Genomic DNA, 18,358 nt, shown 5'->3' on the forward strand with positions numbered 1-18,358 from the left:
TAGCGTCAAATTAGTTCGACCGTCTATCCAATTCGCAGCACGAACAAATGACTGCGGACCGGTCGGACAGGATGGGAGGGGAGTGGCCCCATGAGTGACGCGGTTCCGGGTGACGCGGTTCTGGCGGCGCAGGGCGTGTCGAAGTCGTTCGGGCCGGTGCCGGTCCTGTTCGGCGTCGATTTCGACGTGCGGCCGGGCGAGGTGCACGCGCTGGTCGGCGAGAACGGCGCCGGCAAATCGACCCTGATGAAGATCCTCGGCGGCTATCTGCCGCCGACGGCGGGCGGCGTGACGGTGGACGGCGCACCGGCGCCGGCGGACGGCCCGGGGGCGCGCGAGGCGCTGGGGATCGTCCTCATCCACCAGGAGTTCAACCTGGCCGACCACCTCAGCGCCGAGGAGAACATCTTCCTCGGCCGCGAGCTGCGGCGCGGCCTCTTCCTCGACCGCCGCGCCATGCGGGCGCGCGCCCGCGAGGTGCTGGAGAGCCTGGAGTGCCGGATCGACCCGCGCCGCCGGGTGCGCGACCTCAGCGTCTCCGAGAAGCAGATGGTGGAGATCGCCAAGGCGGTGTCGCGCGAGGTGCGCGTGCTGATCATGGACGAGCCGACGGCGGTGCTGACCGGCGCCGAGACCGAGGTGCTGTTCCGCCTGATCCGCCGCCTGACCGCGCAGGGCGTGGGCATCGTCTACATCTCCCACAAGCTGAACGAGGTGAAGGCCATCGCCGACCGGGTGACGGTGCTGCGCGACGGCCGGCACGTCGCGACCCGGCCGGCGGCCGGGCTCGACCAGGACGCCATCGCCCAGCTCATGGTCGGCCGCTCCATCGCCGACCTCTACCCGCCCAAGGAGCCGCCGCCCGGCGACTCGCCGGTGGTGCTGGCGGTGGAGCATCTCGACGTGCCGGGCTGGGTGCGCGGCGCCTCCTTCGCGCTGCGCCGGGGCGAGATCCTCGGGTTCTTCGGGCTGGTCGGCGCGGGCCGGACCGAGCTGATGGAGGGACTGCTGGGCCTGCGCCCGCACGCGCACGGCCGGATCACCCGCAACGGCCGGCCGCTCGCCGTCCATTCGCTGGAACACGCGGTGAACGCCGGCATCGCCTACGTGACCGAGGACCGCAAGGGCAAGGGGCTGCTGGTCCATCAGGGGCTGCGTCCCAACCTGACGCTGCTGGCGCTGCGCCGGTACGGCGCGCTGTTCATCGACGAGGCGCGGGAGCGGGCGGCGCTGGAGCGCGCCGTGGAGGCCTTCGACATCCGCGTGCGCGATCCCGAGGTGCCGGTCTCGGCGCTGAGCGGCGGCAACCAGCAGAAGCTGCTGCTCGCCAAGACCATGCAGGTGGAGCCCGAGATCCTCATCGCCGACGAGCCGACCCGCGGCATCGACATCGGCACGAAGCAGCAGATCTACCGCTTCCTGCACGACTTCGCCGGCCGCGGCGGGTCGGTGATCCTCGTCTCGTCGGAGATGCCGGAGATCATCGGCCTCGCCCACCGGGTGGTGGTGATGCGCTCCGGCGTCGTCACCGGCACCTTGGAGGGCGGCGAGCTGGAGGAGGCCGAGATCGTCCGCTACGCCACCGGCCTGAAGGGAGCTGCCCATGACCTCGTCCACGCCTGACGTGATGGCGCGGCGGACGCTGCCGAGCTTCGACCTCAAGCTCTGGGGGCCGTTCCTGGCGCTGGCCGCGCTGGTGCTGCTGGGCTATCTCGTCAACCCGGTGTTCCTCAGCCCCGGCAACATCGCCAACGTGCTGACCCGCACCGCCTTCATCGGCATCATCGCGGTCGGCATGACCTTCGTCATCACGTCGGGTGGCATCGACCTGTCGGTCGGCTCCATGGCGGCCTTCGCCGCCGGCGTGGTGATCGTCACCATGAACGCGCTGGTGCCCGACCTCGGACCGGGGGTCGCCACCGTGCTGGTGGGCATCCTGGTGGCCCTGGGGCTGGGGCTGGCGGCCGGCTTCGTCAACGGCGTGCTGGTGACCAAGGGGCGCATCGACGCCTTCATCGTCACCCTCGGCACCATGGGCATCTTCCGCTCGCTGGTCACCTATCTCGCCGACGGCGGCACCCTGTCCCTGAACTCGACCGTGCGGTCGACGTACCGGCCGCTCTACTACGGCGACGTGCTGGGCATCCCGGTTCCGGTGCTGGCCTTCGCGCTGGTGGCGCTGGCCGGGGCGGTCATCCTCTACCGCACGCGCTTCGGGCGCTATTGCGCCGCCATCGGCTCCAGCGAGGACGTGGCGCGCTACTCCTCGATCCACGTCGACCGGGTGAAGACGCTGGCCTTCGCGCTGCAGGGCCTGTGCGTCGGCATCGCCGTGACCATCTACGTGCCGCGCCTCGGCTCGGCCTCGGCCACCACCGGGCTCCTCTGGGAACTCGAGGCGATCGCCGCGGTGATCATCGGCGGCACCATGTTGAAGGGCGGCTACGGCCGCATCTGGGGCACGGTGGCGGGGGCGGTGATGCTCACCCTGATCGACAACATCCTCAACCTGACCGGCGCCATCAGCGTCTATCTCAACGGCGCCATCCAGGGCTCCATCATCATCGTCGCGGTGCTGCTCCAGCGCGGAGCCGCCTCGCGGCGCTGACCCCACGACCGGGCCCGACAAGACCCGGCCATTCACGGACCAACGGGAGGTTCGACCATGACGGTTAAGTTCGGTATCGCCGCGGCGCTCGCCGCCGGCCTGGCGCTCGCCGCCGGCGGCGCCGTGGCCCAGGACAAGGTGAAGATGGGGGTGTCCATCCCGGCGGCGACGCACGGCTGGGCCGGCGGCCTCAACTGGCACGCCCAGCAGGCGGAGAAGCGCCTGGAGACGCAGTACCCGAACCTGGAGATCCAGATCGCCACGGCGCGCGACGCCGGCTCCCAGGCCAACGACCTGGAGGACCTGGTGTCGATCCACGCCATCGACGCGCTGGTCATCCTGCCCTTCGAATCGGCGCCGCTGACCGACCCGGTGCGCGAGGTGAAGAACCAGGGCAAGTTCGTCACCGTCGTCGACCGCGGCCTCACCGACCCGTCGATCCAGGACCTCTACGTCGCCGGCAACAACCCGGCCATGGGCAAGGTGTCGGCCGAGTACTTCAAGAGCCGGCTCGGCAAGGGCGCCAAGATCGTCGTGCTGCGCGGCATCCCCACCGTCATCGACAACCAGCGGGTCGACGCCTTCAAGCAGGAGCTGGAGGGCTCGGGCATCGAGATCCTGGCGATGGAATACGCCAACTGGAACCGCGACGACGGCTTCAAGGTGATGCAGGACTTCCTGTCGCGCTTCCCGAAGATCGACGCGGTGTGGGCGCAGGACGACGACATCGCGCTGGGCGTCATCGAGGCCGTGAAGCAGGCCGGCCGCGAGAACGAGATGTTCGTGGTCGGCGGTGCGGGCATGAAGGACATGATCAAGCGCGTCATGGAGAAGGACAAGCTGGTCCCCGTCGACGTGCTCTATCCGCCCTCGATGATCGCCGACGCCATGGAGATCACCGCCAAGCACCTGGTGGAGAAGGCGCCGATCAAGAAGGAATACATCCTCGACGCGACCCTGGTCACGCCGGAGAACGCGGAGAAGTACTACTACCCGGACTCGCCGTTCTGATCCTGGCGGGCGCGTCGCGTCGGCCCCCCACCCAAACCCTCCCCCACTCACGCGGGGGAGGGCTTTTCTCCTCCCCCCGCGTGAGTGGGGGAGGTCGGGAGGGGGGACCGGCGCCACCACTCCGCATCTGGGAGACAAGCCATGAAAACCATCAAGGGGCCGGCGATCTTCCTGGCCCAGTTCGCCGGCGACGCGGCGCCCTTCGACAGCCTGCCGGCCATCGCCCGCTGGGCCGCCGGCCTCGGCTTCAAGGGCGTGCAGATCCCCTCCTGGGACGCCCGCCTCTTCGATCTCGCCAAGGCCGCCGAGAGCAAGGACTACTGCGACGAGGTCAAGGGGATCTGCGCCGAGGCCGGCGTCCAGGTCACCGAGCTGTCGACCCACCTGCAGGGCCAGCTCGTCGCCGTCCACCCCGCCTACGACGAGGCGTTCGACGGCTTCGCCGCCCCCGCGGTGCGCGGCAATCCCAAGGCGCGCCAGGAATGGGCGGTCGACCAGCTGATGAAGGCGGCGAAGGCCTCGGCCAACCTCGGGCTGACGGCGCACGTCACCTTCTCCGGCGCGCTCGCCTGGCCGTTCCTCTATCCCTGGCCGCAGCGCCCGCCCGGCCTGATCGAGACCGCCTTCGACGAGCTGGCGCGGCGCTGGCGGCCGATCCTCGACGCCTTCGACGCCGCCGGCGTCGACCTCTGCTACGAGATCCACCCCGGCGAGGACCTGTTCGACGGCGCCACCTTCGAGATGTTCCTGGAGCGGGTGGACGGGCATCCCCGCTGCAACATCCTCTACGACCCCAGCCACTTCGTGCTGCAGCAGCTCGACTATCTCGGCTACATCGACGTCTACCACCCGCGCATCAAGATGTTCCACGTCAAGGACGCGGAGTTCAACCCGACGGCGCGCCAGGGCGTCTATTCCGGCTACCAGCCCTGGATCGACCGGGCCGGCCGCTTCCGCTCGCTGGGCGACGGCCAGGTCGACTTCTCCGGCATCTTCTCCAAGCTGACCCAGTACGGCTTCGACGGCTGGGCGGTGCTGGAGTGGGAGTGCTGCATGAAGCACCCCGAGCAGGGTGCGGCCGAGGGTGCCGCGTTCATCGACCACCACATCATCCGGGTGACCGAGAAGGCCTTCGACGACTTCGCCGGCACCGGCACCGACCTCGCCGCCAACCGGCGCATCCTCGGCATCGGGTGAGGAGGACGCCATGACCATTGAAGGGAAACAGGGGGCTGAAGGGAAAGAGGGGGCCGGCGTCACCCGGCGCCTGCGCCTCGGCATGGTCGGCGGCGGGCGCGGCGCCTTCATCGGCGCCGTCCACCGCATCGCCGCCCGTCTCGACGACCGCTACGAGCTGGTGGCCGGCGCGCTGTCGGCCGACCCGCAGCGCGCCCGCGAGAGCGGCGCTGACCTGCGGCTCGACCCGGCGCGCTGCTACGCCGACTTCCGGGAGATGGCGCGGGCCGAGGCGGCGCGCCCCGACGGCATCGACGTGGCCGCCGTCGTCACCCCCAACCACGTCCACCACGACGCCGCCAGGGCGTTCCTCGACGCCGGCATCCACGTCATCTGCGACAAGCCGATGACCACCACGGTGGCGGACGCCGAGGACCTGGCGGCGGCGGTGGAGAGGAGCGGTCTGGTCTTCGCGCTGACCCACAACTACACCGGCTACCCCATGGTGCGGCAGGCCCGCGCCATGGTCGAGGGCGGCCTGATCGGCACGGTGCGGGTGGTGCAGGTGGAGTACCCGCAGGACTGGCTGACCACCCGGATCGAGGAGAGCGGGCAGAAGCAGGCGGCCTGGCGCACCGACCCGGCGCGCAGCGGGGTCGGCGGCTGCATCGGCGACATCGGCACCCACGCCTTCAACCTGGCGGAGTTCGTCTCGGGCCAGCGGGTCGCCGAACTGGCGGCCGAGCTGACCACCTTCGTCGCCGGCCGGCCGCTCGACGACCACGCCCAGATGCTGCTGCGCTTCGCCGGCGGCGCCCGCGGCATGCTGTGGGCGAGCCAGGTGGCCCCCGGCAACGAGAACGGGCTGCGCCTGCGCGTCTACGGCGACAAGGGCGGGCTGGAGTGGTTCCAGGAGCAGCCCAACCACCTGCGCTTCGCCCCCTTCGGCGAGCCGCCGCGCCTCATCACCCGCGCCGGCCCCGGCGCCGATGCGGCGGCCGGCCACGCCACCCGCATCCCCTCCGGCCACCCCGAGGGGTACCTGGAGGGCTTCGCCGTGCTCTACCGCGACACCGCCGACCTGATCGCCGCCCGCGCGGCGGGCCGCGATCCCGACCCGCAGGCGCTGCTGGTGCCGGGCGTGCGGGACGGCGTGCGCGGCGTGCGCTTCATCCACGCCGCCGTGGCGAGCAGCCGCGGCGGCGCCACCTGGACACCGCTTTAGAGGACCCCCGGCATGACGGACCCCTTCTTCGGCATCGGCCGCGTCCCCTACGAGGGACCGGACAGCGACAACCCGCTGGCCTACCGCTGGTACCAGCCCGACCGCACGGTGCTGGGCAAGCGCATGGAGGACCATCTGCGGATGGCCGTGTGCTACTGGCACAGCTTCTGCTGGCCGGGCGGCGACCCGTTCGGCGGCGGCACCTTCGACCGGCCGTGGATGCGCCCGGGCGACCCCATGGCCCAGGCCGAGGCGAAGCTGGACGTGGCGTTCGAGCTGTTCGAGACCCTCGGCCTGCCCTTCTTCACCTTCCACGACCGCGACGTGGCGCCCGAGCTGGGCGCCATGGCGGAGACGCAGGACGCCTTCCGCCGCATGCTCGACAAGATCGAGGCGCGGATGGCGCGCTCGCCCGTCAAGCTGCTGTGGGGCACCGCCAACCTGTTCTCCCACCCGCGCTACATGGGCGGGGCGGCGACCAACCCCGACCCCGAGGTGTTCGCCTGCGCCGCCGCCCAGGTGCGCGACGCGCTGGAGGCGACCAAGCGGCTGGGCGGCGTCAACTACGTGCTGTGGGGCGGCCGCGAGGGCTACGAGACGCTGCTCAACACCGACATGGCGCGCGAGCTCGACCAGCTCGGCCGGTTCCTGTCGGCGGTGGTCGAGCACAAGCACAAGATCGGCTTCCAGGGCACCATCCTGATCGAGCCCAAGCCGATGGAGCCGACCAAGCACCAGTACGACCACGACGTCGCCACCGTCTACGGCTTCCTCAAGCGCTATGGGCTGGAGGACGAGGTGCGGGTCAACATCGAGGTGAACCACGCCACCCTGGCCGGCCACAGCTTCGAGCACGAGGTGGCGACGGCGCTGGCGCTGGGGATCTTCGGCTCGATCGACATCAACCGCGGCGATCCGCAGAACGGCTGGGACACCGACCAGTTCCCCAACGACCACGTCGACCTGACCATGGCCATGGCGCGGATGCTGGAGGCCGGCGGCTTCACCACCGGCGGCTTCAACTTCGACGCCAAGATCCGCCGCCAGAGCCTCGACCCGCTCGACCTCGTGCACGCCCATGTCGGCGGCGTCGACACGCTGGCCCGGGCGCTGCTGTCGGCGGCGCGGCTGGTGGAGGACGGGAAGCTGAAGCGCCACGTCGCGGACCGCTACGCCGGCTGGGACGGCGACCTGGGGCGGCGCATCATGAGCGGGGCGTCGCTCGCCGACCTCGCCGACACCGGCCGGGGCCTCGACCCCAAGCCGCGCTCGGGCCGGCAGGAGATGCTGGAGAACCTGGTGAACCGGTACGTGTGACGGGAAAGGGACGCGCCGGTCCCCCACCCCACCCTCCCCCACTGACGCGGGGGGAGGAGCAAGCCCTCCCCCGCGTCAGTGGGGGAGGGTGGGGTGGGGGACCGGCGCGGACACTTCATTCGCGGGAGCTGCGCCATGTATCTCGGCATCGATCTCGGCACCTCGGGCGTCAAGGCGGTCCTCGTCGACGGGGAGCAGCGCGTCGTCGCCCAGGCCACCGGCCCGCTGACCGTCAGCCGGCCCCATCCCCTGTGGTCGGAGCAGGACCCGGAGGACTGGTGGCGCGCCACCGGCGCGGCGATGGCGGCGCTGAGGCGCGACCACGCCGCCGATCTCGCCGCGGTGCGCGGCGTCGGGCTGTCGGGGCAGATGCACGGGGCGACCCTGCTGGACCGCGGCGGCCGCGTGCTGCGCCCGGCCATCCTGTGGAACGACGGCCGCAGCGAGGCGGAGTGCGCCGAGCTGGAACGCCGCGTGCCCTCGCTCCGCGCCATCACCGGCAACCGCGCCATGCCCGGCTTCACCGCGCCCAAGCTCTTGTGGGTGGCGGCGCACGAGCCCGCGGTCTTCGCCGCCACCGCCACCGTGCTGCTGCCCAAGGACTGGCTGCGCCTGCGCATGACCGGCGAGCGCGCCTCCGACCTCTCGGACTCCGCGGGCACCCTGTGGCTCGACGTCGCCCGGCGCGCCTGGTCGGCCGAGGTGCTGGCGGCGACCGGGCTCACGGAGGACCACATGCCGCGCCTCTTCGAGGGCTCCGAGCCGACCGGCGGCCTGCGCCCCGAGGTGGCCGCCGCCTGGGGGGTGCCGGCCGGCACGCCGGTGGCGGCGGGGGCCGGCGACAACGCCGCCGGCGCGGTCGGCGTCGGCGTGGTGGGCGACGGCCAGGCCTTCCTGTCGCTCGGCACCTCGGGCGTGCTGTTCGTCAGCACCGGCCGTTTCGCCCCCAACCCGGAGCGGGCCGTGCACGCCTTCTGCCACGCCCTGCCCGGGCGCTGGCACCAGATGTCGGTGCTGCTCAACGCCGCGAGCTGCCTCAGCTTCGCCGCCAAGCTGACCGGGGCGGCCGACGAGGCCACCCTGCTGGCCGAGGCCGAGCGCGCCGGTCCCGACATCGGCCGTCTCACCTTCCTGCCCTACCTCTCGGGCGAGCGCACGCCCCACAACGACCCCCACGCCACCGGCGTGCTGTTCGGGATGACGCCGACCACCGACCGCGGCGCGCTGGCCCGCGCCGTGCTGGAGGGGGTGGCCTTCGCCTTCGCCGACGGGCTGGCGGTTCTCGAGGAGGCGGGCACCGATGTGGGCACCATGCAGTTCATCGGCGGCGGTGCCCGCAGTCCGCTGTGGGGCCGCATCCTCGCCAGCGTGCTGGGTCGGCCGCTGGTCTATCCCGTGGGCGGCGAGGTCGGCCCGGCGTTCGGCGCCGCCCGGCTGGCCCGCCTGGCGGCCACCGGCGAGGCGCCGGAGGACGTCTGCCGCACCCTTGCGGCGGCGCGCACCGACACGCCCGACCCGGCGCTCGCCGCCGCCATGGCGCCGCGGTTGGCGTTGTTCCGCGGCCTGTACGGCACCTTGAAGGAGACGTTCCGCAGCGCTGCCCATTGATGGGAGTCGGACGGTGAACCAAGTTTGGCGGACCAGGTCCATTCGCGCCGAGGCGTCATGCGCACCGTCGACATCCACGAGGCCAAGACTCACCTGTCGCGCCTGGTCGATCAGGCTGCGCGGGGCGAGCCGTTCGTCATCGCCAAGGCCGGCAAGCCGCTGGTCCAGGTGACGGCGCTCGTTGCGCCGGCCGGGACGCCGACGCGTCTCGGATTCCTGGCCGGCGCGATCGCCGTGCCGGACGATGTCGACCGGATGGGCGACGCCGAGACCGCGCGGCTGTTCGGCGACGGGCCGTGAGGCTGCTGCTGGACACGCCCCGCTGCTGCTGCTGCCGGCCGGCCGGAACGGTTGCCGGCGGCGGCGCGACCAGCTGCCCCGGCCCGATACGGCGGGTGTAGGGGGGACGACGATGACGGACGGTGCGCCATGATGGACTTCTCGCAACTCGGTGAACGTGAACTGCTCGCTCTGGCCATCTCGCTGGAGGAGGAGGACTCGCGCATCTACGACGAGTTCGCCGACGGGCTGCGCGACGCCTACCCCGACACCGCCCGCATGTTCTCCGCCATGGCGGAGGAGGAGAACGGCCACCGCCGCCGCCTGCTCGACCTCTTCCGCGACCGCTTCGGCGACCGCATCCCGCTGATCCGCCGCCAGGACGTGCGCGGCTTCGTGCGGCGCCGGCCGGTGTGGCTGTCGCGCCCGCTGCACATCGAGACGGTGCGCGAGCAGGCGGAGATCATGGAGGCGGAGACCCGCCGCTTCTACGCCCGCGCCGCCCAGCGCGCCACCGACACGGCGGTGCGCAAGCTGCTGGGCGACCTCGCCGCCGAGGAGCGCCGCCACGAGCGCAAGGCGGTCGAGCTGGAGGAGAGGTACGTGCCGGCCGCCGCCCAGCAGGCCGAGCACGACGCCGAGCGCCGGCTGTTCGTGCTGCAGATCGTCCAGCCCGGCCTGGCCGGGCTGATGGACGGCTCGGTCTCGACCCTGGCGCCGCTGTTCGCCGCCGCCTTCGCCACCCAGGACACCTGGGAGACCTTCCTGGTCGGCCTCGCCGCGGCGGTGGGGGCCGGCATCTCCATGGGCTTCGCCGAGGCGCTGTCGGACAACGGCTCCCTCACCGGGCGCGGCAGCCCCTGGCTGCGCGGCGTCGTCTGCGGGCTGATGACGGCGCTGGGCGGGCTCGGCCACACGCTGCCCTACCTGATCCCCGACTTCCACACCGCGACCGTGCTGGCGGTCGCCGTGGTGGCGGTCGAGCTGGGCGTCATCGCCTGGATCCGCAACCGCTACATGGACACGCCGCTGCTCTCGGCGGCGTTCCAGGTGGTGGTCGGCGGCGTGCTGGTGTTCCTCACCGGCATCTTCATCGGCAGCGCCTGAGCGAGGGAAACCCGGCGGCGGTTCCGCCTGTTCACGATGCGGAGGTGCCCGATCATGAAAGCATTCGCATCCGCCCTGGCCTTCTACCTCGTGGCGATGGTGGTGACCGGCCTGGTGTTCGACGACCTGATCACCGTCCCGTCGAGCGACGCCTATTCCCTCGGCAGCGTCCGCGTCGGCGACGACGGGTCGGAAGGCCGCGCGGGGTGGGGCGGGGAGCCGTGAGAGAGGTGGTCGCGGCGCAAGAGGGCCGTTGCGCCCCTTGCTGCCGACCGAAGGCGCACCGTCGATCGGCAGACACGATCCGGTGATGCCCGAAGCTCCCGCACGAGTGCCGGAGCAACGATGCCGTCTTCCGAAAAACCCTCCCTGTGTGCACGCCGGCATCGAAGATCCGCCAGGCTCGAATAGCTGCGTTTCCGGGAATCAGCTTGCTCGCCACCCCCCTTCGGAAAAGCATTCATGCAAGACCGCTTCATCGGCGGTGCGGCACGAAGAAGGTCGCCATGCAGAAGATCAAGATGTCCCTGTGGGGCTTGCTGGCGCTGCTGACCGTACTGTGGCTGACGGCCGAGTCCTCGGTGTTCCAATGGGCCGGCTATTTCGCGTTCCGCGCCAACATGGTCCAGCACAGCGGCGTGATCGCCATGGGCTGCATGAGCGTGGCCATGATCCTGGCGTTGCGCCCCCGCTGGCCGGAGGCGTGGTTCGGCGGTCTGGACAAGATGTACCGCCTGCACAAGTGGCTGGGCATCGTCTCCCTGGTGTTCGCGATCATCCATTGGCTCTGGGCCCAGGGGACGAAGTGGGCGGTGGGTGGGGGGTGGTTGGCTCGGCCGCAAAGGGGGCCGCGGCCGGTCCTGGAGAACCCCGTCGAGCAACTGTTCCAGACCCTGCGCGGCACCGCCGAAGGGGTCGGCGAGTGGGCTTTCTACGCGGTCGTGCTGCTGATCGCGCTGGCGCTGCTCAAACGCTTCCCCTACCGGCTGTTCTTCAAGACGCACCGCCTGCTGGCGGTCGCCTACTTGGTGCTGGTGTTCCATGCCGTCGTGCTCACCAACGTTGCTTACTGGACGGCACCCATCGGCTGGGTGATGGCGGCGTTGCTCGCCGGAGGCACCTGGGCCGCCGTCGTGGTGCTTTTGCGCCGCGTCGCCGCCGACCGGCAGGTTCGGGGCACGATCAGCGCCCTCCATTACTATCCGGGCGTGCGCGTGCTCGAAGCGGCGATCGCGGTGCCCCGGGGCTGGCCGGGGCACAGGGCGGGCCAGTTCGCCTTCGTCACCTCGGACGTCGCGGAGGGCGCCCATCCCTACACCATCGCCTCCGCTTGGAACGACACCGATCGCCGCATCACGTTCGTGATCAAGGAACTGGGCGACCACACCCGATGGCTGCGGGAGAAGCTGCGGGTCGGACAGGCGGTGATGGTCGAAGGGCCGTACGGCTGTTTCACCTTCGATGACACGTGCCCGCACCAGATCTGGGTGGGCGGCGGCATCGGCGTGACGCCCTTCATCGCCCGCATGAAGCACTTGGCGGCGAGCCGCGGGCACCCGTCGCAGACGATCCATTTCTTCCACACCACGCGCGACTACGACGAGGAGGCGATCGCCAAGCTCACGGCCGATGCCGCGGCCGTGGGGGTGCACCTGCACGTCCTGGTCGACGGCCGCGACGGCCGCCTGGACGGGGAGCGCATCCGCGCGGCGGTGCCGGAATGGCGCGACGCCAGCATCTGGTTCTGCGGCCCGGCGGGCTTCGGACAGGCGCTGCGGCAGGACTTCGCGATCCAGGGCATGCCGGTGGGCCAGCGCTTCCATCAGGAGCTCTTCGCCATGCGATGACGCCCGGCCGGCGCGGCGGCCCATCCGGGCTGCGGTCCGGCTTGTGCGCGACCCGAGCCGCGACGGGCCTTCTCCCGCGCTGGCAAGCACTGGGAGCGCTGCGCTCCCAAGCGCCCCGGGAGGCCGCCTCGGCGCCGCGCCTGGAGTCCGGACGCCGCGCCTCACGCGATCCGCTTCAGGCTCCGGCGGTGTCCGCGAACGCGGTCAGCGACTCGCCCAGGCGCCGCACGACGTCGGCTTTCGGCGAGCCGGCATCCCACACGAGATGGTAGGTGTGGCCCCCGCGGTCGACGGTCAGCTCGTAGGGCCTCACCAGGAGGCCCGACCGCACGTCGGTGTCCACGAGGTCCAGCTGTGCGAGCGCGATGCCCTGCGACGCGGCCGCCGCCTGATAGGCGAGCGCCGAACTCTCGAAGGACAGGAAGCGGAAGCGTTCGCATCCCCCCAGGCCGGCGGCGCCGAGCCAGATGGCCCAGTCGTCGGGACGGTGCGGGGTGGCGAGCAGCGTGTGGTCGGCCAGCTTCGCCGGATCGCCGGCGCAGTCCCGGGCGACGGACGGGCTGCACACCGGCGACAGGACGTTGCGGATCAATGGAATCGCCCCGAGGCCCGGCCAATCGCCGGGGCCCAGGCGGATGGCGGCGTCGATGTCGTCCAGCCCGAACCAGCCCGACGACATGGACAGCCGGACCTCGACGTCGGGGTGGGCGAGTTGAAACGGCACGAGCCGTGACAGCAGCCACCGCGTCGCGAACGTGGTGTAGGAGCGCAGGCTGATGACCGTCTTCGCGGACTCCGCCGCCAGCACGGAGCTGGCCTTGCGCAACTCCTCGAAGGGGCGGCGCACCGCCTCGTGATAGGCGCGCCCCTTCGCCGTCAGCGCGATGCCGCGGCCGGCCCGCTCGATCAGCGCGACGCCGAAATGCTCCTCCAGCAGCTTGATCTGCCGGCTCACCGCGCCCGGCGTCACCAGAAGCTCGTCGGCGGCGGCGCGCACGCTCAGACGCCGTGCCGCCACTTCGAAGGCGTGCAGGGCCGTCAGGGAGGGCAAGGTCCGCATCACGATCTCAATTGTTGATCACAGATCAATTGTTACCGAAATCAATTAGTTTGTCCAACATTCCCTGGGGCCGTAGGGTCGCAAAGAAGATCCGCAGCGAGGCGAAGGTCTCGCGCGAGCGTTCCAGGGAGACTCGCAGTGCTCGGCAAATCCCTCGAAGGACTCCTCGTCCTCGATTTCGGCCAGCTCATCGCGGCACCGGTGTGCGCGATGTGGCTCGCCGACCTGGGAGCGACGGTCATCAAGGTGGAACCCCCCGGGGGGGAACTCGCCCGCCGCCTCGGCCCGCCGTCCCGCAACGGCGAGAGCTTCGTGTCCCTGGTGTCCAACCGCAACAAGCTCGGCCTCGGCCTCGACCTGAAGCATCCCCGGGCGCGCGCGGTGATGGCGCGGGCGGGCGCCCGGGCCGACGTGGTGGTCCAGAACTTCCGCCCCGGCGTCGCCGCCCGGCTGGGCATCGGCTACCCCGAGCTGTCGGCCGTCAATCCGGACCTGGTGTACTGCGCGATTTCCGCCTACGGGCAGACCGGACCCTGGCACCACAGGCCCGGTGTGGACGGCATCATCCAGGCCGCCAGCGGCATCATGAGCGCCATGGGATCGCCGGACGGGGGGCCGGGCAAGGTGCCCCTGCCGCTGGCGGACATGACCGGCGCGCTCTTCGCCCTGATCGCCATCCAGGGGGCCCTGCGCAACCGCGACGCCGGCCGCGGCGGCGCCTTCCTCGACATCGACCTGCTGAGCGGCATGCTCATGCTGCAGCAGCTCGACCTCGCCGCCTACCTGACCAACGGCGAGCTGCCCGCCGTCACCGGCAACGCCGCCAGCTACGCCGCGCCCAACGAGGCGTTTCCCACGGCCGACGGCTGGATCATGGTGGCGGCCTACCAGCCGCCGCGCTGGGCGGCACTCTGCCGCGCCCTCGGACGGCCCGAGCTGGAAGGCGACGGGCGGTTCGCCAGCAACGCCCTGCGCGTGGCCAACCGCGCCGCCCTGCACGCGGTGCTCGACCCGCTGTTCGCCCGCCGCCCGGCGGCCGACTGGGCGGAGCGCCTGTCGCAGGCCGGGATCATGGCGACTCCCGTGGCGAGCCACGCCGACGTGGTGGCCTCGCCCGCCTACCGCGCCGGCGACGTCGAGGTCACGACCGTGCACCCCGTGGCGGGACCGGTGCGCATGCCGGGCTTCGCCTTCGGCGGATGCACCCGCCGGCCCCAGACCCCCGCGCCCCGCGTCGGCGAGCACTCCCGCCGCGCCCTGCAGCTTCTGGACTTTTCGCAACACGACATCGACGCCCTGGTCGGCGAGGGCGTCGTCATGGAGGGAGAAACCGTATGACAGGATTCATCGACCTGCAGATCGACGGGCCGGTCGCCACGCTGACGATGAACAGCCCCGACGACCGCAACGCCCTGTCCCGCCCCGGACAGTGCGAGGACCTCGCCGCCGCCCTGCGGCGGGCCGACGCCCTGCCGGAGGTCAAGGTGGCGATCCTGACCGGGGCCGGCCCGGCGTTCTGCGCCGGCGGCAACGTCAAGGACATGAAGGCGAAGACGGGCTTCATGGCCGGCCCGCCGGCGGACCTCGCCGAGGGGTACCGGCGGGCGCTGCACCGCATTCCCCTGGCCTTCCAGGCCCTGGAGATCCCCGTCATCGCCGCCGTCAACGGACCCGCCATGGGGGCGGGGCTGGACATCGCCTGCATGTGCGACCTGCGCCTCGCCTCCCGGCGCGCCCGGTTCTCGGAGGTCTTCGTCCGCCTCGGCATCATCTCCGGCATCGGCGGCGCCTGGTTCCTGCCGCGGGTGATCGGCCGGGCCCGCGCGGCCGAGCTGGCCTTCACCGGCAAGGTGATCGACGCCGGCCAGGCCCTGGACTGGGGGCTGGTGTCGGAGGTGACCGAGCCGGACGCCCTGATGGGCCGGGCACGGGAGACCGCCGCGGAGATCGCCGCGCATTCGGGAACCGCCCTGCGCTCCTACAAGCGCCTGCTGAAGATGGCGGAGCGCCAGGACCTTCAGGGAAACCTGGACGCCACCGCGGCGGTCCAGGCGATCGCCCACCTGACGCCGGAGCACGAGGCGGCGGTGGAGCGGCTGCTGGCCGACATGGAGCGCCGGGCGGCGCACAGGGAGGTCGGCTGATGGACCCGCTCCTCCGGGCCCTGCGGCGGGTCGAGCGGCTGGCCGCCGCCGCCGGCTGCGCCCTCCTGCTCGCGCTGATGCTGATCATCACGGCCGACGTGGTCCTGCGGTACGCGCTCCACCGGCCCTTCGAGTGGACCCACGACGTCGTCACGCTCTATCTGATGCCGGGCATCTTCTTCCTGCTCCTCTCGGACTCCTTCCGCGGCGGCGCGCAGGTGCGGGTCGACATCCTGCGCGACGGCTTTTCACCGCGCGGGCGGGCCTGGGCGGATGCGCTCGGCAACCTGTGCGCGCTGGGCGTCTTCGCCCTGATCGGCTGCGCGACGCTGCGCCGCGGCGTCGAGGCGCTGGCCGGGAACGACGTGGTCGCCGGGCCGATCCCCTGGCCCATGTGGCCCTCCGTCATGATCGTCCCGGTCGGTTGCGCGATGCTGCTCGTCCGCCTGGCCCTGTCCACGGCCGCCGGTTTCCGCTCCCCCGGGCCGGCGCCGGCGTTCGGGCAGGCGCTCGCCGAGGGAGGCGTCGAATGACCGCGCTGGCCATTCTCCTGCTGCTGCTCGCCCTTCTCGCCCTGGGCACGCCGGTCGGCTTCGCCATGCTGGTCTCGGGCTCCCTCGGCCTGCTGCTGATCGTCGGTCCCGACGGCCTGCTGGGCGTTCTCGAGACGAGTCCGCTCACCGTCGGCGGGACCTACGAGTTCATCACCATCCCCCTGTTCCTGCTGATGGCCGAGTTCGTCCTGCAGAGCGGCAAGGTGGACGACCTGTTCCGCACCACCGCCGCCTGGGTCGGTCGCACCCGGGGCGGCCTGGGCATGGCGACGGCGCTGGCCGGGGCCGGTTTCGGGGCCATCTGCGGCACCTCCACGGCCTCGGCGGCGACCCTGTCCGCCACCAGCCTGCCGGCGATGATCCGGCAGGGCTACGAGCCCAGCCTGGCGGCCGGCGTCGTCGCCATCTCCGGCACCCTGGCGATGCTGATCCCGCCCAGCGTGGCGATGATCGTCTACGGGCTGCTGGCCGACGTCGACGTCGGCAGCCTGCTGGTCGCCGGCGTGCTGCCGGGCCTGCTGGTCATGGCGACCATCATGGCCACGGTCTACGTCCTCGCCTGGCGCCGTCCCGAGCACGCACCCTCGGCCGGCGCGGTCGCCTGGCGGGAGAAGGTCCGGATGCTCGGCTCCGTGGGGCCCATCGTCGGCCTGTTCGCGCTCGTCACCGGCGTCATCTATCTCGGCCTCGCCACGCCGACCGAGGCGGCGGCCGTCGGCGCCTTCGGCGCGCTGGTCCTGCTGGCCGCCTGCGGCCGCCTGACCCGCAAGGGCCTGGGCGAGGCGCTGCGCCGCGCCGCCCACGGCAGCGCCATGATCATGGTCATCCTGCTGGGGGCGACGGTGTTCGGGTACTTCTTCGCCCTGACGCAGATCACCCAGTCCCTCGTCGCCTGGGTGGGCGGCCTCGGCGTGCCGCCCTGGAGCGTCCTCCTCCTGCTGCTGGTGGGCTACATCGTCCTCGGGTCGTTCCTCGACCAGATCGCCATCCTGGTGCTGACCGTTCCCGTGGTCGTCCCGCTGGTGGCGTCCCTCGGTTACGACCTCGTCTGGTTCGGCGTGGTGATGATCGTCACCGCCGAGCTGGGGATGGTGACGCCGCCGGTCGGCCTGAACTGCTTCATCGTCGCGCGCTACGCGGACCGGCCGCTGGCCGAGGTCTTCCGCGGCGTGGCGCCCCACGTGCTGGCGCATCTCGTCGCCATCGCGATCCTCGTCTGCTTGCCCCAGATCACCCTCTGGTTGCCGAGCATGATGCGCTGATCCCAATCGAACCGTCGCAAGGAGAACGCAAATGAATGGACTGGGAGGAACCGGCATGAAGGCCATCGCGGGGATCGCCGCCGCCGCCCTGGCCGGCTGGGCCGCATCGGCCGCGGCGCAGGACGTCACGCTGCGGATGGGGGATTCCCTGCCGGTGGGCCACGTGATCGCCGAGACGGCGACCCTGCCGTGGATCGAGCTGGTGGAGAAGAAGTCCGGCGGGCGGCTGAAGATCACCTATTACCCGGCCGAACAGGTGGGCAAGGCCAAGGACTTCCTGTCGCTGACCCGGGCCGGCCTGCTCGACATCGGCTACATCGGGCCGGGCTACGTGTCCGACAAGATGCCCCTGTCGGCCGTCGCCGAGCTGCCGGGCGCCTCGCGGACGTCGTGCGAGGTGATGCGCAGCTACTGGTCCATGGTCAAGGAAGGGGGATGGCTGTTCGAGCACGAGTACGCTCCCAACGGCATCCGTCCGCTGTTCATCGTCGCGCTGCCGCCCTACCAGATGGTCCTGGGCAAGGCCGGTGCGGTCGCCACGGTGGAGGGGCTGCGCGGCCGGAAGATCCGGGCCTCCGGCGGCGCCCAGAGCCTGACCCTGGAACAGCTCGGCGTCGTTCCCGTCCGCATGGCGCCGCCCGAGATCTACGAAGGCATGTCGCGGGGCATGATCGACGGCGCCCTCCTGGCCCACATCAGCATCGACTCCTACAAGCTGACCAAGCTGACCACGGCCGTGACGCAGGGCGAGAACTTCGGGACCGTGGTCGTCGCCTACTCCATCGGCGAGACGGCGTGGCGGCGCCTGCCCGACGACATCAAGGCGCTGCTGCAGGAGGCCGGAGAGGAGACGACGCTCGCCGCCTGTGCCGCCTTCGACCGCAAGGAGGCGGCGGCCACCGGCGAACTGGAGGCGCAGGGCATCTCGGTCATCCGCTTCGCCGGGGCGGACGAGGAGAGGCTGCGGGCGGCGAACGCGGCGATCGCCCGGGAATGGGCCGCCGCCCTCGACGACCGCGGCCTGCCCGGGAGCGAGGCCCTGGCGGCGTTCCACACCGCCCTCGACGGCGTGCGGGGGACGAACCCCGCCGACTGAGGGACCGCTGCGCCGGACGGACGCGGGGCTGGCGGCGCGGGGCGTTCCATCGGCCGCCCGCGCC

At 71.6% G+C, this 18,358-nt stretch carries 17 protein-coding genes; 16 read left to right on the forward strand and 1 reads right to left on the reverse strand.

The window, feature by feature from the left end; all coding sequences use genetic code 11:
• Nucleotides 1-90 precede the first annotated feature (90 nt).
• From ACSBPG_RS09455 to ACSBPG_RS09505, 11 genes are all read left to right on the forward strand, one after another.
• The gene (locus ACSBPG_RS09455; protein WP_435536899.1) at nucleotides 91-1,623 is read left to right on the forward strand and encodes a sugar ABC transporter ATP-binding protein; all 1,533 of its coding nucleotides are present in this window, start codon (nucleotides 91-93) and stop codon (nucleotides 1,621-1,623) included.
• The gene (locus tag ACSBPG_RS09460) at nucleotides 1,604-2,608 is read left to right on the forward strand and encodes an ABC transporter permease (RefSeq protein ID WP_435536900.1); all 1,005 of its coding nucleotides are present in this window, start codon (nucleotides 1,604-1,606) and stop codon (nucleotides 2,606-2,608) included. Before ACSBPG_RS09455 ends, ACSBPG_RS09460 begins: the two co-directional genes overlap by 20 nt.
• Before the next feature lie 57 nt (nucleotides 2,609-2,665).
• On the forward strand, nucleotides 2,666-3,619 hold the full coding sequence (locus tag ACSBPG_RS09465; RefSeq protein ID WP_435536901.1) for a substrate-binding domain-containing protein: 954 nt from the start codon (nucleotides 2,666-2,668) through the stop codon (nucleotides 3,617-3,619).
• A gap of 141 nt (nucleotides 3,620-3,760) precedes the next feature.
• A complete protein-coding gene (locus ACSBPG_RS09470) occupies nucleotides 3,761-4,816 on the forward strand; it encodes a sugar phosphate isomerase/epimerase family protein (protein ID WP_435536902.1) in 1,056 nt (351 codons plus the stop codon).
• Between the two features lie 10 nt (nucleotides 4,817-4,826).
• Nucleotides 4,827-6,020 carry a Gfo/Idh/MocA family protein gene (locus tag ACSBPG_RS09475; RefSeq protein ID WP_435536903.1) on the forward strand — a complete coding sequence of 398 codons (1,194 nt, stop codon included), beginning with the start codon at nucleotides 4,827-4,829 and terminating at the stop codon, nucleotides 6,018-6,020.
• A gap of 12 nt (nucleotides 6,021-6,032) precedes the next feature.
• Nucleotides 6,033-7,337 carry a xylose isomerase gene (gene xylA / locus ACSBPG_RS09480; protein WP_435536904.1) on the forward strand — a complete coding sequence of 435 codons (1,305 nt, stop codon included), beginning with the start codon at nucleotides 6,033-6,035 and terminating at the stop codon, nucleotides 7,335-7,337.
• Nucleotides 7,338-7,472: 135 nt separating this feature from the next.
• Nucleotides 7,473-8,945, forward strand: coding sequence for a xylulokinase (xylB, locus tag ACSBPG_RS09485; protein ID WP_435536905.1), 1,473 nt, complete (start codon nucleotides 7,473-7,475; stop codon nucleotides 8,943-8,945).
• A 57-nt stretch (nucleotides 8,946-9,002) separates the two neighbouring features.
• Nucleotides 9,003-9,245, forward strand: a complete 243-nt coding sequence (locus ACSBPG_RS09490; RefSeq protein ID WP_435536906.1) for a type II toxin-antitoxin system Phd/YefM family antitoxin — start codon at nucleotides 9,003-9,005, stop codon at nucleotides 9,243-9,245.
• A 129-nt stretch (nucleotides 9,246-9,374) separates the two neighbouring features.
• Nucleotides 9,375-10,331, forward strand: a complete 957-nt coding sequence (gene mbfA / locus ACSBPG_RS09495) for an iron exporter MbfA (protein WP_435536907.1) — start codon at nucleotides 9,375-9,377, stop codon at nucleotides 10,329-10,331.
• Nucleotides 10,332-10,385: 54 nt separating this feature from the next.
• Nucleotides 10,386-10,556, forward strand: coding sequence for a hypothetical protein (locus tag ACSBPG_RS09500; RefSeq protein ID WP_435536908.1), 171 nt, complete (start codon nucleotides 10,386-10,388; stop codon nucleotides 10,554-10,556).
• A 281-nt stretch (nucleotides 10,557-10,837) separates the two neighbouring features.
• Nucleotides 10,838-12,178 carry a ferredoxin reductase family protein gene (locus ACSBPG_RS09505; protein WP_435536909.1) on the forward strand — a complete coding sequence of 447 codons (1,341 nt, stop codon included), beginning with the start codon at nucleotides 10,838-10,840 and terminating at the stop codon, nucleotides 12,176-12,178.
• Between the two features lie 175 nt (nucleotides 12,179-12,353).
• Here the strand turns inward: ACSBPG_RS09505 and ACSBPG_RS09510 are convergent, their stop codons facing one another.
• A complete protein-coding gene (locus ACSBPG_RS09510) occupies nucleotides 12,354-13,238 on the reverse strand; it encodes a LysR substrate-binding domain-containing protein (RefSeq protein ID WP_435536910.1) in 885 nt (294 codons plus the stop codon).
• 138 nt (nucleotides 13,239-13,376) lie between these two features.
• Between ACSBPG_RS09510 and ACSBPG_RS09515 the strand changes: the two genes are divergently transcribed.
• Genes ACSBPG_RS09515 through dctP form a run of 5 tightly spaced genes read left to right on the forward strand, consistent with a single transcriptional unit; the run spans nucleotide 13,377 to nucleotide 18,294 of the window.
• Entirely contained in the window at nucleotides 13,377-14,576 is a 1,200-nt protein-coding gene (locus ACSBPG_RS09515; protein WP_435536911.1) for a CaiB/BaiF CoA transferase family protein, read from the forward strand.
• Nucleotides 14,573-15,382, forward strand: a complete 810-nt coding sequence (locus ACSBPG_RS09520) for an enoyl-CoA hydratase-related protein (RefSeq protein WP_435536912.1) — start codon at nucleotides 14,573-14,575, stop codon at nucleotides 15,380-15,382. The genes ACSBPG_RS09515 and ACSBPG_RS09520 overlap by 4 nt, the downstream gene beginning before the upstream one ends.
• Complete coding sequence (locus tag ACSBPG_RS09525) at nucleotides 15,382-15,915, forward strand: TRAP transporter small permease subunit (RefSeq protein ID WP_435536913.1); 534 nt, start codon at nucleotides 15,382-15,384, stop codon at nucleotides 15,913-15,915. Before ACSBPG_RS09520 ends, ACSBPG_RS09525 begins: the two co-directional genes overlap by 1 nt.
• Nucleotides 15,912-17,198: a TRAP transporter large permease gene (locus ACSBPG_RS09530; protein ID WP_435536914.1), complete on the forward strand. Its 1,287-nt coding sequence runs from the start codon at nucleotides 15,912-15,914 to the stop codon at nucleotides 17,196-17,198. The genes ACSBPG_RS09525 and ACSBPG_RS09530 overlap by 4 nt, the downstream gene beginning before the upstream one ends.
• Nucleotides 17,199-17,253: 55 nt before the next feature.
• Nucleotides 17,254-18,294 (forward strand): TRAP transporter substrate-binding protein DctP, encoded by a 1,041-nt coding sequence (dctP, locus tag ACSBPG_RS09535; RefSeq protein ID WP_435536915.1) that lies wholly within the window; start codon nucleotides 17,254-17,256, stop codon nucleotides 18,292-18,294.
• Nucleotides 18,295-18,358 lie beyond the last annotated feature (64 nt).

The organism is Azospirillum sp. ST 5-10 (assembly GCF_051225715.1).
Lineage (GTDB): Bacteria > Pseudomonadota > Alphaproteobacteria > Azospirillales > Azospirillaceae > Azospirillum.

Coding starts and splice junctions, on each gene's coding strand:
- ACSBPG_RS09455 (WP_435536899.1), top strand. CDS start 91: ATGAGTGACGCGGTTCCGGGTGACGCGGTTCTGGCGGCGCAGGGCGTG.
- ACSBPG_RS09460 (WP_435536900.1), top strand. CDS start 1,604: ATGACCTCGTCCACGCCTGACGTGATGGCGCGGCGGACGCTGCCGAGC.
- ACSBPG_RS09465 (WP_435536901.1), top strand. CDS start 2,666: ATGACGGTTAAGTTCGGTATCGCCGCGGCGCTCGCCGCCGGCCTGGCG.
- ACSBPG_RS09470 (WP_435536902.1), top strand. CDS start 3,761: ATGAAAACCATCAAGGGGCCGGCGATCTTCCTGGCCCAGTTCGCCGGC.
- ACSBPG_RS09475 (WP_435536903.1), top strand. CDS start 4,827: ATGACCATTGAAGGGAAACAGGGGGCTGAAGGGAAAGAGGGGGCCGGC.
- xylA (WP_435536904.1), top strand. CDS start 6,033: ATGACGGACCCCTTCTTCGGCATCGGCCGCGTCCCCTACGAGGGACCG.
- xylB (WP_435536905.1), top strand. CDS start 7,473: ATGTATCTCGGCATCGATCTCGGCACCTCGGGCGTCAAGGCGGTCCTC.
- ACSBPG_RS09490 (WP_435536906.1), top strand. CDS start 9,003: ATGCGCACCGTCGACATCCACGAGGCCAAGACTCACCTGTCGCGCCTG.
- mbfA (WP_435536907.1), top strand. CDS start 9,375: ATGATGGACTTCTCGCAACTCGGTGAACGTGAACTGCTCGCTCTGGCC.
- ACSBPG_RS09500 (WP_435536908.1), top strand. CDS start 10,386: ATGAAAGCATTCGCATCCGCCCTGGCCTTCTACCTCGTGGCGATGGTG.
- ACSBPG_RS09505 (WP_435536909.1), top strand. CDS start 10,838: ATGCAGAAGATCAAGATGTCCCTGTGGGGCTTGCTGGCGCTGCTGACC.
- ACSBPG_RS09510 (WP_435536910.1), bottom strand. CDS start 13,238: ATGCGGACCTTGCCCTCCCTGACGGCCCTGCACGCCTTCGAAGTGGCG.
- ACSBPG_RS09520 (WP_435536912.1), top strand. CDS start 14,573: ATGACAGGATTCATCGACCTGCAGATCGACGGGCCGGTCGCCACGCTG.
- ACSBPG_RS09525 (WP_435536913.1), top strand. CDS start 15,382: ATGGACCCGCTCCTCCGGGCCCTGCGGCGGGTCGAGCGGCTGGCCGCC.
- ACSBPG_RS09530 (WP_435536914.1), top strand. CDS start 15,912: ATGACCGCGCTGGCCATTCTCCTGCTGCTGCTCGCCCTTCTCGCCCTG.
- dctP (WP_435536915.1), top strand. CDS start 17,254: ATGAAGGCCATCGCGGGGATCGCCGCCGCCGCCCTGGCCGGCTGGGCC.